The organism is Cognaticolwellia beringensis (genome assembly GCF_002076895.1).
Taxonomy (GTDB): Bacteria; Pseudomonadota; Gammaproteobacteria; order Enterobacterales; family Alteromonadaceae; genus Cognaticolwellia; species Cognaticolwellia beringensis.
The window spans coordinates 2,400,009-2,414,059 of the sequence record NZ_CP020465.1; the positions used below are offsets into that span (position 1 = coordinate 2,400,009).

Genomic DNA, 14,051 nt, shown 5'->3' on the forward strand with positions numbered 1-14,051 from the left:
ACTGGTATAAGATTAATTATAGACAATGTACAAATGCAGAACGCCGAAAAATAAAGCTGAACTAGCCCAGTATTATCAACTACGTTGGCAAAGTCTTCGCAAGCCTTGGCAACAGCCAGTTGGTAGCGAAAAAGATGACTTGGAAGTGCAATCATACCATCGTGTCATCGTTGACGATATGGATAACATTGTTGGTGTTGGGCGGTTGCATAAAAGTGGGCAAGAGCATGCGCATATTCGTTATATGGCCATAAGTGAGGGATTACGGGGTCATGGGCTTGGCAAGTTACTTATCAGCGAATTAGAGCGTATAGCAGCACAAGCAGGGGTGAAAACTATTGAGTTAAATGCGCGCAGCAATGCTCTTGGGTTTTATCAATCGTTAGGTTATGTCAATAAAGGGTATTCACATACGCTTTATGGCGACGTAAGCCACGACAAAATGATTAAAAACATATTACCAGCAGATAGACATTTATCTCAAGTGGCCGATGACTTACAACAAATTTGGCATCAAACAATTCCACTTAGTAAAGCGATGAATATTAATATTTGCTATTTTGACCAAGAAATACTGCGCACTAATTGCGAGCCAAATTTTAATAAAAACCTGCACAACACCATGTTTGCAGGCAGTATATATACCTTGGCAACCCTTACCGGTTGGGCTTGGGTATATTTCGCGTTGCAAGCACAATCACAACAAGCTGATATTGTGTTAGCCGAAGGGAATATCCGCTATATAGCGCCTTTGGGTGGTATTGCGCATGCCCAAACTTCGTTAAAGCTAGTGACGGGTAGCGTAGCACCTTTATTCGATGGCAAGAATGCTCGCTTTAATATCGACGTTGAAGTCTGTTGTGGTGATAAAGTTGTAGCACTATTTACAGGTTCATATGTTGCTATGGCCAAGCGTTCATAGTTGGTTTGTAAAATTAAGCAGCTTAAAAAATGTAAACGTATAAGGTTATTAATCAGTTAGCATGGCAGTAAATTATTCAACAATGAGAACCGTCAGTATGTATAAATTAATGCTAAGTTTCATATTTTTCAGTCTATTTACCAGTTCGGTGACGGCATCAAATAAAGTAAATAATGAATATGATGAGGTGCTTGATAGCTTTCACCAAGCAGCTAGTGAAGCAAACTTTGATAAGTACATAAGTTTACTTGCTCAAGATGCGATTTACTTAGGAACAGATAGCGGCGAACGCTGGAATAAGAACGAATTTTCTGCTTTTGTTATGTCTTATTTTAATCAAGGGAAAGGCTGGTTATACGTACCTATTGAGCGTCATGTAACGCCGACTCAAGCAAGTAATATTGTTTTTTTTGATGAGTTATTAGAAAATAAAAATTATGGCCGTTGTCGCGGAACTGGCTTATTAATTAATACCCCACAAGGCTGGAAAATACTGCAATATAACTTATCTATTCCAGTGCCAAATGCTATTGCCAGTGAGATTGTAGAGTCAATTAAAGTCTATCGAAAAAAACATAATTAAAGTCAGGGAAATCATCATGGTGGTGTACTGTAATTTTTGGAGAAATATCAAATATGAGTGTTAGTATTATTGGTTGTGGTTGGTTAGGGCAGGCTTTAGCTCAGCGTTTGCTTGCTAGTAATATCGATATTATGGCGAGTTACCAATCACCACAAACCGGTGAACGACTTAGCGCACTGGATATACCTGCGACTCAACTTAGCTTACCACTTGTAGATGATGTATTGAGTATTAATCACCTAGATAATACGCTCGGTGTAGACCCGCGTTTATTTCAACAGAATGTATTAATAATAGCGATACCACCCCAATTAAAGAAAGGTCGGTTAGATTATCCATTAAAAGTTCAACAACTAGTGCATTTGGCAGAATTAGGTAAAACTCAACACATTATTTTACTGAATTCGACAGCCATTTATAACGGTTTAGTAGGGCGAGTAGATGAAACAAACGAGCTTGATTTAACCGCCGAGAAAGTCGGCAGTTTGCTGGCGGCAGAGCATGCAGTTAAAAACTTTTCTAAGCGAGTGCATATTTTGCGACTTGCAGGCCTCGTTGGACCTAATCGCCATCCTGGGAAATTTCTACAGGCAAAACGTATTTTTGAAAATGCCAGTGCGGCAGTGAATTTGGTGCACCAGACAGATGTTGTCAATATTCTAGAAAAACTGATTCATCTCAATAGTGCTCAGAGCAAACAAAACATTTATAATGTTGTTAGTCATACAGACAGTAGTCGCCAACGCTATTATCAAGTCGCCGCGCAAGCTTTAAGTTTGCCTGTACCTAAATTTGCTGTGGAGCAACAGCAAAGCTTTGGAAAGAAAATTATCGGTGAAACATTACGTCGAGAATTGAGTTACGATTATGTACATGACGATTTACTCTTCTGGTTAAAAGACGTTAATCACGTGTTAGGTAACACTTAAGGTGTGACTTCTGAATAAGTTAAGGTTGAAATGTTATGGCGAATAATGTCATTACCAAACTATTAAAAACAATATATCAATATAAAATGATCTTGTTGTTTTTTGTGCTGTGGGCACATGTTTCATTGTTAAATTTATTTTTTGTAAATTACAGTGGTCCAGTTTTTCTTTGGGAGCAAAATAGTCAATTTTTGACGATTCAAACACACTTTTTAATTGCGTTAATAACGACTTTTTTCTTTTTAGCGGTGACAAAATTAAGACTGATGAATCGTAAAAAGTCGGTCAAAATCACCGATAAAATATGGCTCACTTGTTCCGTGCTTTTATTAGCATCAATAGCTTTTTTACTTATCTGAATTGACTGATATTTAACGTTAGTTTGGTACTAGAATATCAAGCTGTTATTCAAGGGTTATCTTGTAGCTCATAAAAAAGCCCGACTTTCACTGTCGGGCTTTTGCGTATTTAGGCATTTTATAGTTAGTAAATAGATAGCGCTAAGACTTATTATGAATACCTGCTGTTGCAAGCCATTGTTTAAAGTCGAGTAAATTTGCAGGCAGGATAACCTTAGTTGAAGCCTGACTTAAACCTTTCATTTGTTGTAAGTACTGCTCACTTAGTTGCATATCAAGTGCTTGTTGGCCTCCAGGTTGCTCAATAGCCGCAGCCAATTTGCTAATAGAGTCGCCGGTCGCTTGTGCAATAGCTAATATCTCTGCGGCTTTACCTTCTGCGGAGTTAATTCTGCGTTGTTTTTCACCTTCAGACAAATTAATTAATTCTGTCATTTTACCTTCAGAGCGGTTAATACGACTGGCTCTATCACCTAAACTTTTCGCTAAAATAGCCCGACGCTCACGTTCTGCATTCACTTGCATTTCCATAGCATTGCGCACTGTAACGGGCGGTGTAATATTTTTAATTTCGTAGCGATGTACTCTAATGCCCCAGCTTTCACCGGCTTTATCAAGTACCTCAACGACTTTAGCGCTAATAATGTCACGCTCTTCAAAAGTCCGGTCTAGCTCTAATGTGCCGATTACCGAACGTGTTGTAGTTTGGGCAAGTTGCATGGCGGCGAAACGATAATCAGTAATACCGTAGCTTGCTTTTACCGCATCAATGACTTGAATGTAAATAACGCCATCGACCTCAACATTAACTTCATCCATTGAAAAGCACTCTTGCGGCGGCACTTCTATGGTTTCTTCTTTTAGATCTTGAATAAACGCAACACGGTCAATAAAGGGTAATAGTAAATGAAAGCCTGCTTCTAATGTGCAGCGATATTTTCCTAAACGTTCAACAATATAAGCTGATTTGGTGGGTACTAAACAAATAGCTTGGAAAAATTTATAGGCAAGGTATAAAAAGATAAATGCCCAAACAGCCAATACGGCTAAATCGAGCGTATTTCCATCGAGTGCTATCATGATTTTGCTCCTTGAATGTTTTGCGTTACTTTTTCCATACCCTGAAAAAAACCTTCTAATTTAGCAACTTCACTTGGCACGATAGACACGTCAGCCGTTTTAAGAATATTGCCGGTTTGAGAGATAAATTGTTCTAATAAACGCATTTTTATCGCTTGGTCACCACTAGGTGAAGCCGCTGCTTTAGCAATTAAATTTATACCTTCAGCCGAAGCCTGAGTAAGAATGGCTATTTCTTGTGCTCGACCGTGAGCTTCATTAATTTGTTTCTGCTTATCGCCCTCAGACAGGTTTATTGCTTCTTGGCGCTCACCTTCAGACAAGTTGATAGTCGACTCTTTTTCCGCTTCCGCTAAGGTGATTTCTGCACGCTTTTGGCGCTCTGCTTCCATTTGCTTTTCTAGCGTATGAATAACATTGTCTGACGGTGTTATGTTACGTACTTCATAGCGTAAGACTTTAATACCCCAAGGGTCAGAGGCCTTGTCAATTTCACGCACTATGGTTTCATTTAAAGTGTCGCGTTCAGAAAAGGTTTGACCCAAATTTAATTTACCGATTTCTGATCGCATTGTAGTTTGCGCTAAGTTGATGCTAGCACGACGGTAATCTTCGATACCGTAACTGGCTCTTTCACCGTCCATTACTTGGATATAAACCAAACCATCGACACTAATTTGCACGTTATCGCGTGAAATACAGCTTTGTGCTGGTATATCTAATACTTGTTCGCGGGTTTCATGACGATAGGCAACACGGTCAACAAAGGGGATCAAAAAATGCAAACCCGGCGGTAAAACAGCGCGAAATTTTCCTAAACGTTCGATCACGCAAATTTCTTTCATTTGTACTACCAGTACAAGCTTTAAAACGATAAAGAGTAATGCTAGAAATACAAATGTAATAGTTGCTAACATAGGTATTCTCCTATTTTATTTAGTATTGTTTGAATTGACTTAAATTGATTAATTTAGCGCGTGTTCTTTACTGGCTTCAACCACTAATGAAATGTTTTCTTTGCAAACGATGTCGGCTTGGCTGCCTGCTTTGATAATAGAGCCATCGCCTAATGCTGTCCAAGTTGTACCTTGATATTCAACTCGACCTGCATGTGTTCCTGGACCTATTTGTTCAAGAACGAGTACGGATTTTCCGTAAATATCTACCTCTTCATAAATATTTTCAACGATAGTTTCACCAGGAAAGTATCGTTGTGTAATAAAGTACACAACGATAAGTAGGAAGGTTGCGATTATAAACCAAGTGGTTAGCGTTAATATCCATGTATCCAGAATTTCTTGTTGTACGCCAATAGCGACTATTAATGACGCTATGCCTAAATTTAGCAAGATACCACCGGGTACGAAAATCTCTAAACAGGCAAACAAAATTGCCAAGATAATCCAAGTTTCAAAAAATAGTATGTATTCCATTACCATCTCCAAGATATGAGTACTGTTAATGTAAAGTTAACAATGATGCATTCAAAGTAGCAAGCTTGACATATTATGTCAAGCTTGCTGGTTTACTTACCTTTGATGTTATACCAATTTGATTAATTAACTAGACATAAGTTATCAGAGCAATGCAGGAGATTGCCAAGACGCCTGAGATAGGTCGAACACAAAAAAGCCAAACTAATTAGGTTTGGCTTTTTAACATCTTTAAAGGGCATATTTACGTTAGTTAAAACGCTAGCTTTTTACTTTTACAGTGATAAGTTATCTAAAATATCATCTTCAACTAAGTTGGCTAAGGTAACTTTAAGTTTTGGTGTTCTTGCCATTTCGCGCTTAATGGCAAAATTAGCTTCGGCATTACGTGCCCAACTACGACGAGCAATACCATTGTTAACGTCAAACAATAACATTGATTTTAATCGACGTTCTGCTGCTTCGCTACCGTCAAGTAGCATACCGAAACCGCCGTTAACCACTTCACCCCAGCCTACGCCGCCGCCATTATGAATTGATACCCAAGTTGCGCCACGGAAACTATCACCAATAACATTGTGTATTGCCATATCTGCGGTAAATCGGCTTCCGTCATAGATGTTTGATGTTTCACGGAACGGTGAATCAGTACCACTAACATCGTGATGATCACGGCCAAGTACTACAGGGCCAATTTCACCGGTATTAATGGCATCGTTAAAGGCTTTAGCAATTTCCATACGGCCTTGCGCATCAGCATAAAGAATGCGAGCTTGTGAACCAACCACTAACTTGTTTTGTTTGGCGTCTTCAATCCAAGTGATATTGTCTTGCATTTGTTGCTGAATTTCTTCAGGTGACTCTTGCATGATTTTTTTCAAAACACTTGCCGCAATAGCATCAGTTTTATCTAAATCTTCTGGCTTACCCGAAGCGCAAACCCAACGAAAGGGACCAAAACCATAGTCAAAACACATCGGGCCTAAGATGTCTTGCACATACGATGGGTATTTAAAATCAATGCCATTTTCTGCCATGACATCGCCGCCGGCGCGTGATGCTTCAAGTAAGAAAGCATTACCGTAATCGAAGAAATAAGTGCCACGCGCTGTGTGTTTGTTAACAGCAGCAGCATGACGCTTTAATGTTGCTTGTACTTTTTCTTTAAATACTTCCGGTTCTTCACGAATTAAACGATTAGATTCTTCATAGCTAATATCTACCGGGTAGTATCCGCCTGACCAAGGGTTGTGCAATGACGTTTGGTCTGAGCCTAAGTGAATGTAAATATCTTGCTCATAAAAGCTTTCCCATACGTCAACAATATTGCCAATATAAGCAATTGAGATAACTTCTTCGTTCGCTTGCGCGGTTTTAACACGTGCGATAAGTTCATCCATGTTATCAATTAACTCATCAACCCAACCTTGCTGATGGCGCTTAGTTGCTGCATTTGCGTTAACTTCAGCGCAAACGGTTACACAGTTCGCAATATTACCTGCTTTAGGTTGTGCGCCACTCATACCACCTAAACCAGCGGTAAGGAAAATTTTACCTTGCGTCTTTTCACCCTTGTTGAGTACTTTACGAAAAGCATTCATCACGGTAATCGTTGTGCCATGTACGATGCCCTGTGGACCAATGTACATAAACGAACCTGCGGTCATTTGGCCATATTGAGTGACACCTAAGGCGTTGAATTTCTCCCAGTCATCAGGCTGAGAATAGTTAGGGATCATCATACCGTTGGTAACAACCACACGTGGTGCATCTTCCGATGATGGAAATAAGCCCATCGGGTGACCAGAGTATAAATGTAGGGTTTGATCGCTTTCCATCTCACTTAAATACTTCATCGCTAATAAGTACTGTGCCCAGTTTTGGAACACCGCACCGTTACCGCCGTAAGTAATTAACTCTTCAGGGTGTTGTGCAACAGCTGGGTCTAAGTTGTTTTCGACCATTAACATAATAGCGGCAGCTTGCTGACATTTTGCCGGATAGTCAGCAATTGAACGGGCTTTTAAATGATAGCTTGGCTTAAAGCGATACATGTAAATACGGCCAAAGTCCGTTAACTCTTGTGCGAACTCTTTTGCTAATTCTTGATGCCACTCTTTTGGAAAGTAACGTAAAGCGTTTCTTATTGCTAACTGCTTTTCTGCGACAGAAAGTATGTCTTTACGCTTAGGCGCGCGATTAGCGTCAGCAGGGTATGGCTTAGCGGCAGGTAGTTCACTTGGAATACCCTGCTTTATTTCATCTTGAAAATTAATGGCTGTTTCCATTGTTATCGGCCCCTTTAGTGAACGGTAAATGCTTGAGATCTAACTAATGCTATCATGGCATCAATATCAGGTTTTAATAGTCTGTCTTCTTCAAGTTTTGCCACTTTCGCTCGGATCACTTGGAAGTTTTTCTCAATAATATCTGAACATTTATTAGGACGTCTAAACTCAATTGCTTGCGCGGCATACATAAGTTCAATCGCTAATATTTTCTCTAAATTTCCCAAGATCTGGTTAAACTGTCTGCTTGAGATACTGCCCATAGATACGTGATCTTCTTGCCCCATAGATGTTGGAACACTGTCAGCAGAAGGCGGGAAACAAAGCGATTTGTTTTCGGTCACTAATGCCGCTGTAGTGTATTGCGGGATCATCATGCCGGAATTTAAGCCGCCTGAAGCGGTTAATAAACGAGGTAAACCATGTAAACCTTCTAACAATAAATAACAGCGACGGTCAGAAATGTTACCTAGTTCTGCACTCGCAATTGAGGCATAATCAAGCACCATAGCTAAAGGCTGACCGTGGAAGTTACCACCCGATATAGCTTCTTCACTGCTAATAACAATGGGGTTATCAGTGACTGAGTTCATTTCAATTTCAGTGAGTTCATTTAAATGGTTATAGGCGTTACGAGATGCACCGTGAACTTGTGGAATACATCTTAGTGAGTATGGGTCTTGCACACGTCCACAATTGGTGTGAGATGACATGTTTTCAGAGCCGGTAAAGAACATTCTCATGCGTTCAGCAACTTCTAAATTACCAGGGAATGGACGAGTAGCGTGCAGTTCTTCTCTAAACGGAGACTGACTACCTTGCATGCCTTCTATGCTCATCGCACCGGTTAAGTCCGCTAAATTTAATAAGTAACGCATCTTAGTTAAGCCAGTAATAGCGTGCGATAAGATAAACTGTGTACCGTTAATTAACGCTAAGCCTTCTTTTGCGTGTAATTCCATTGGCGCTAAACCGTGTTCTTTTAGTGCTTGCGCGGCAGGGATGATTTTGTCACTTTGCCCTGCTTTACATTGCCAGAACTCTCCTTCACCTAGTAATGGTAAAAATAAATGTGAAAGTGGCGCTAAATCACCTGATGCGCCTACCGAACCTTGCTCTGGAACAACAGGAATAAGGTCAAGTTCTAGAAACGCTAGCATTCTTTCAACTGTTTCTAAACGAATGCCTGAAAAACCTTTGCTTAATGCATGCACTTTGGTGATCAACATTAGTTTTGAAATAGCTTTGTCAATCGGTTCACCTACACCTACTGCATGAGTAATCAGTAAATTCGTTTGCAGTAAATTGGTTTGTTCAGGTGTAATTTGTGTATCACATAATGGACCAAAGCCGGTATTAATACCGTATACTGCTACATCGGAAGCAGCCATTTTCTCAACTCTTGCACGACTTATATTTATTTTATCTAAAGCTTCTTGGCAAAGTTCTGCTTTGATACTGCCATTGGCAATACCATTAACAATATCAAGATCTAGATGGTCGATACCGTATTTAAATGTCATCTTAACGCTCCTAAACTAAAAAACTAAAAAACTAAAAACTAAAAAACTAAATGGCTACCTAAGCGGTATTTATTACCTGGTGCCGTTAATATGGCTAAGCTGACAACACCTTGGCTTGACCAGGTACGACGCTTAACCTGTAAACAAGGGGTAGTATTGCTAATAGCCAATAATTGGTTGATTTCATCTTTAGCTATTACAGCCTCCACTTCATGTGTGGCTTCTGTTAATGGTGCTTCTGATGATAAATATTCATGTGGTGTTATTTGCGTGAAGTCTTGCTTGAGATAATGAGCAACTAATTTGGGGTTAACAAAGCGTTGCTCTAATTGAATAGGTGAATTATTTTCAAAATGTAGTACGCTTGAGAAATAGGCGATGTCACCGGCTTTAAGGGCCAATAATATAGCTATTTCTTCACTGACTTCAACGGCCTGTAAGGTAAGTTGTTCGGCATGGTATTGATGGCCGCGGTCGTATATTTCATCTGCTATATTACGGATTTCTAATAATGAAGACTGGGACTTAAACGTCGCAACAAAAGTGCCAGAACCTTGAGAACGCACTAACAAGCCTTGTTCGGTTAGCTCTTGTAAAGCACGACGTGCGGTCATTCTACTGACTGAAAACTGTTCAGAGAGTTCATTTTCCGATAGCACTTTACTATGTTCAAGCCACTGTCCTGACTCTATTTTTTCACAAATATATTGTTTTATAACTCTATACTTTGCTGTTTTTACTTGTGTCATTGTCATGCCTAATACTGGATAATGTGCAGAGATAAGTTCTAGCTTGTATATACAATCTCATTTTTTTATAGCCGGGTCAATAGTTGTATATACAAGCTTGCTTGTTAATTTGCTATCAGTTAGAGTTAAATTATTCATAAACGCTAAACTTCTTAACGTTATGCCTTATATGTCATGGCATTTATAAAGGCAACGTTAAGATTAGTCATTAACAGATAATTTGGAATTTTTATGTCGACTGAAACACAAACTTGGCAAACACTTTGGACAAATGTCAATTTAGCCACCATGACCGAAGGTGCAAAAGGTTACGCCAGTATTGAAAATGGTGCGATAGCCATTGCCAACGGAAAAATTGCTTGGTTGGGCACTAAAGCTGAACTGCCTAGTTTCGATGAAGAAAAGGTGCAAGTAATTGATGGTAAGGGCGCTTGGCTAACTCCTGGCTTGGTCGATTGTCATACCCATATTGTTTATGGCGGCAACCGCGCTAATGAATTTGAAATGCGTCTCGAAGGCAAAAGTTATGAAGAAATTGCCAATGCCGGCGGAGGCATTGTTTCAACGGTTAAAGCAACCCGTGCAGCGAGCGAAACGGAACTGTTCAACAGTGCTTTAAAGCGTTTATCAACATTGCATCAGCAAGGCGTTACTACCATTGAAATTAAATCGGGTTATGGTTTAGACACCGTCAATGAAATTAAGATGTTAAACGTCGCAAAAAAACTTGGCCACACATTACCTGTAACGGTACTAAAAACATTTTTAGGAGCGCACGCCTTGCCTGTTGAGTACAAAGACCGTGCGGATGAATATATCGATTTAGTTTGTGAAGAGATGATTCCGAAAATATCTGCAAAAAACTTGGCAGATGCCGTCGATGTGTTTTGTGAAGGAATCGGCTTTAGTTTAGCGCAAACTGAGAAAGTGTTTAGCGCTGCAAAAGCGCATGATTTACCGATAAAAATACACGCTGAGCAGCTATCAAATTTAGGTGGCACTGAGTTAGCCGCGCAATACCAAGCACTTTCTTCAGATCATATTGAATTTCTGGACGAGGCTGGTATTAAAGCGATGAAAGCCGCTGATATGACCGCAGTTTTATTACCGGGAGCATTTTACTTCTTGCGTGAAACTCAATTACCGCCAATGGACTTATTACGAAAACATGGAGTTAGTATGGCTATTGCTACTGATGCCAACCCCGGTTCGTCGCCGATTAATTCCCTGCAACTTATGCTGAACATGGCATGCACACTTTTTAGATTAACACCAGCAGAAGCGCTTGCAGGCGTGACATGCCATGGTGCGAAAGCCTTAGGGTTATCAACAAGTAAAGGGCAATTGGCGGTTGGCTTTGACGCTGATATTGCTTGTTGGGATATAGAGCAACCGGCCGAGTTATGTTATCAGTTTGGTGTTAATCCTCTGACCCACTTAATGAGTGCAGGAAAGATAGTTATTTAATTACTATAACCTCAAGATAATGCGTGGTTACTGTACAAAAGCTAATGGATTGATTAGTCTAAGTAGATATTGTCGGTTTGGGTTTTGTTATGGCTAGCTACAGTGCTGCGCGCCTTGTTATGTTTTCTTTGTTTGCAATCATTTTAAGCTTCAGTTTTATCTCCTTTGAGGCCAGTGCTGCGACTGAGTCTTTCTCATTTATTGAGTTTAATATTGCTTTTGTTTTAGGGTTAAGTTTGCCGGTATTATTAATGGTATTTATCATTAAGCCTAGGCCTGTCATTAAAAAGCGTTTACCTGTGTTGTTGACCATAACATTACTTGGTTTGCTTTATTCCTTGAATTTTCATCCTCAAAATCATCTTTACCTTAGCTTAATTTTTAGTGGCTTAATTTTCCAAATAATCAGTTATTGGTCGAGTAATTATCTCCTTGTTGGTAAAGCCTTAGATTTCAGTTTAGCCCTTAAAAATGCGCTTTTCTTTGGGCTATTTTGCCTCTACTTATTTTTGTTATACTCAACTGCAGTAAGTGCTTCCGTTGCTTGGCTGATATTGACGAGTGTTCAAATTATTTTTACGCTAAGTTATATTTGGTTGTCTCGTAATATCAGTCACGAAGTTAATATTCGCTCAATAATACTACTGGCAATTAATATCGCTTTTGCCGCGGGAGTTTATTTTTGGCTAGAAGGACGTCTAGCGTTAAACTTACTTGTTGCGGTGAGCGTAATAACGTATTTGTTAGCCATGGCGAACGGCTGTTGGCACATAGTGACTACCTTAATTGCTAGAGAAAACGATCACAAGGCGCTGTCGACACGGCCACAGGTTCAAGTATCTTACGATCCAACGACAAACTTACCTAACTATCAATACGCCTTATCTTTTTTTGAACACAGTATAGCTACCAATGAATCTGCCCGTTATGCGGTTATTATCTTTAAACCCACAAATTTTCGACAAATTAATGGTGTATTAGGCCATCATAATTCAGATATTTTACTGTTGCAGCTGGCGTATTGCCTGCAAAAGTCGATTGAGAGTAAGCACGAGCTACTTAACTTTTCAACGCCAGAGGCACCGGTTAGACTTGCTCGCCTTCAAGGTCTTAATTTTTTACTGGTGATGGATGTGTCACAAACCAAACACAGTGAAGAAATTATTATTGAACAGCTATGTAAAGAACTCGCACTTGCCGTACCAGGACCTATGAGTTTTAAAAGCTTTTCGTCATTTTTCAAATTAGCTTTTGGTGTTGCTTTTGTTGGTCAAGAGAGTCATAACGTGACTGAAGTTATTGCCTGGGCTGAAGACGCATTATTGCATGCCGAAAAACAGCAAAAATTAGTCGGCTTTTTCAATCAAGAGCTCGCAATTTTTAATCAGCAACAATTGCACAAAATGGAACAACTTAAACATGCTATACAAGATAATACGATACATTGGAGCCTTCAGCCTCAAGTGAAGGTAGAAAATAAACGTCTTATCGGCTTTGAGCTGCAGGTAAGCTGGCAACGCCAAGATGATGAAACTTTAAAACTTACTGATATGATGGTAATTGCTGAGCAAAGCGGTGATGCTTATACTTTGAGTCGACAAATAGTGAGTCAGGCCTTTAAGGCGCTAGTTAAGCTACAGCATTTAAATATGTTAATTCCAGTGGCGATTAAGTTACCGGAGAATAGTTTATTAGAACCTGATCTAATTGATTATATTGAACAACAATCAGTGAAGCATAACGTTGATTGTCAGTGGCTTATGGTGGAAGTTCAAGAGGCAATACTACTAATGTCTTCACCACAAGCTAAAGCGAGTATTGATCAGCTAAAATCACTCGGGGTAAAGATTTCTATTGATCAATTCTCAGGTAGTTACGAAGCCTTAAGATATATTCGTCGCATGGCGGTTAGTGGCATTAAAATAGATTGTTATTCTCTCGCAAAAGCGACAGCGGGCTCTTCTGATAAAGCCATCATCAATGCGTTAATTACCTTAACACGCAAAATGGACCTACCATTGATTGGTACTAATATTAATGTGATCGCAATTGAAGAAATGTTTATTGCCATGGGGGGGGAATTTGGTCAAGGGCAGCGCTATAGTGCAGGAATAACCCAAGAAGAATTACCCTACTGGTTAACAGCATGGCAAAAACAGTATCCTGAAAAAACTTAACTAATCGATATCTAAGGGATCAGGAGATAGAATCACACCCGTATTATCAGCATAAATATGATCGTCAGGTAAAAATGTCACCCCAGCAAAGTTTATAGCTATATCGCTTTCGCCAATACTGCTGGTGCTTGCTCCAACGGGAATCGACAGTAAACCTTGAATACCAATATCAATATCTTCTAAAGCGTCAACGTCTCGAACACTGCCAAAGCAAATTATGCCTTCCCAATTGTTTTTCGCCGCTTGCTCAGCAATATTAATATCAATAAGCGCTCGACGTGTTGAGCCACCACCATCAATAACCAATACTTTACCCGTGCCGTCAGTTTCGGCTAACTCGGCAATCAAGCCATTATTCTCAAAGCACTTTACGGTTACAACCTTTCCACCAAACGAGCTTCTGCCACCGTAATTACTAAATACTGGCTCAAGTACATCGATTAAATCAGTATAAATATCACATAGTTCTGAAGTGTTGTATTCCATAGTCAGTATTTCCTAATAGCGTTCATTCATAACTAGTATAACGGCTGAATACATA

At 39.7% G+C, this 14,051-nt stretch carries 12 protein-coding genes; 5 read left to right on the top strand and 7 right to left on the bottom strand.

Going from position 1 to position 14,051, the window contains the following annotated elements; translation table 11 throughout:
* Nucleotides 1-25 precede the first annotated feature (25 nt).
* The 3 genes from B5D82_RS10220 (at nucleotide 26) to B5D82_RS10230 (ending at nucleotide 2,434) form a co-directional block, all read left to right on the top strand.
* Complete coding sequence (locus B5D82_RS10220; protein WP_081151300.1) at nucleotides 26-922, top strand: bifunctional GNAT family N-acetyltransferase/hotdog fold thioesterase; 897 nt, start codon at nucleotides 26-28, stop codon at nucleotides 920-922.
* 61 nt (nucleotides 923-983) lie between these two features.
* Nucleotides 984-1,505, top strand: a complete 522-nt coding sequence (locus tag B5D82_RS10225; protein WP_081151301.1) for a nuclear transport factor 2 family protein — start codon at nucleotides 984-986, stop codon at nucleotides 1,503-1,505.
* A 53-nt stretch (nucleotides 1,506-1,558) separates the two neighbouring features.
* A complete protein-coding gene (locus tag B5D82_RS10230; protein ID WP_081151303.1) occupies nucleotides 1,559-2,434 on the top strand; it encodes a Rossmann-fold NAD(P)-binding domain-containing protein in 876 nt (291 codons plus the stop codon).
* Nucleotides 2,435-2,934: 500 nt separating this feature from the next.
* Here B5D82_RS10230 and B5D82_RS10240 read toward each other — a convergent pair whose 3' ends face one another.
* From B5D82_RS10240 to hutC, 6 genes are all read right to left on the bottom strand, one after another.
* Nucleotides 2,935-3,873 carry an SPFH domain-containing protein gene (locus tag B5D82_RS10240; RefSeq protein ID WP_094122792.1) on the bottom strand — a complete coding sequence of 313 codons (939 nt, stop codon included), beginning with the start codon at nucleotides 3,871-3,873 and terminating at the stop codon, nucleotides 2,935-2,937.
* Nucleotides 3,870-4,790, bottom strand: coding sequence for an SPFH domain-containing protein (locus tag B5D82_RS10245; protein ID WP_081151308.1), 921 nt, complete (start codon nucleotides 4,788-4,790; stop codon nucleotides 3,870-3,872). Before B5D82_RS10245 ends, B5D82_RS10240 begins: the two co-directional genes overlap by 4 nt.
* A gap of 48 nt (nucleotides 4,791-4,838) precedes the next feature.
* Nucleotides 4,839-5,306, bottom strand: a complete 468-nt coding sequence (locus B5D82_RS10250) for an NfeD family protein (protein ID WP_157673873.1) — start codon at nucleotides 5,304-5,306, stop codon at nucleotides 4,839-4,841.
* Nucleotides 5,307-5,581: 275 nt separating this feature from the next.
* Nucleotides 5,582-7,594 (bottom strand): urocanate hydratase, encoded by a 2,013-nt coding sequence (locus B5D82_RS10255; RefSeq protein WP_081151311.1) that lies wholly within the window; start codon nucleotides 7,592-7,594, stop codon nucleotides 5,582-5,584.
* A gap of 14 nt (nucleotides 7,595-7,608) precedes the next feature.
* Nucleotides 7,609-9,117, bottom strand: coding sequence for a histidine ammonia-lyase (gene hutH, locus B5D82_RS10260; RefSeq protein WP_081151312.1), 1,509 nt, complete (start codon nucleotides 9,115-9,117; stop codon nucleotides 7,609-7,611).
* 38 nt (nucleotides 9,118-9,155) lie between these two features.
* Nucleotides 9,156-9,866, bottom strand: coding sequence for a histidine utilization transcriptional repressor HutC (gene hutC, locus B5D82_RS10265; RefSeq protein WP_094122793.1), 711 nt, complete (start codon nucleotides 9,864-9,866; stop codon nucleotides 9,156-9,158).
* Nucleotides 9,867-10,097: 231 nt separating this feature from the next.
* On the opposite strand from hutC, the gene hutI reads away from it, so the two are divergent.
* Both hutI and B5D82_RS10275 read left to right on the top strand, forming a co-directional pair.
* The gene (gene hutI, locus B5D82_RS10270) at nucleotides 10,098-11,333 is read left to right on the top strand and encodes an imidazolonepropionase (protein ID WP_081151315.1); all 1,236 of its coding nucleotides are present in this window, start codon (nucleotides 10,098-10,100) and stop codon (nucleotides 11,331-11,333) included.
* Nucleotides 11,334-11,422: 89 nt separating this feature from the next.
* The gene (locus tag B5D82_RS10275) at nucleotides 11,423-13,510 is read left to right on the top strand and encodes a GGDEF domain-containing phosphodiesterase (protein WP_081151317.1); all 2,088 of its coding nucleotides are present in this window, start codon (nucleotides 11,423-11,425) and stop codon (nucleotides 13,508-13,510) included.
* On the opposite strand, the gene rraA is transcribed toward B5D82_RS10275, so the two are convergent.
* Nucleotides 13,511-13,996: a ribonuclease E activity regulator RraA gene (gene rraA, locus B5D82_RS10280; protein ID WP_081151318.1), complete on the bottom strand. Its 486-nt coding sequence runs from the start codon at nucleotides 13,994-13,996 to the stop codon at nucleotides 13,511-13,513.
* Nucleotides 13,997-14,051 lie beyond the last annotated feature (55 nt).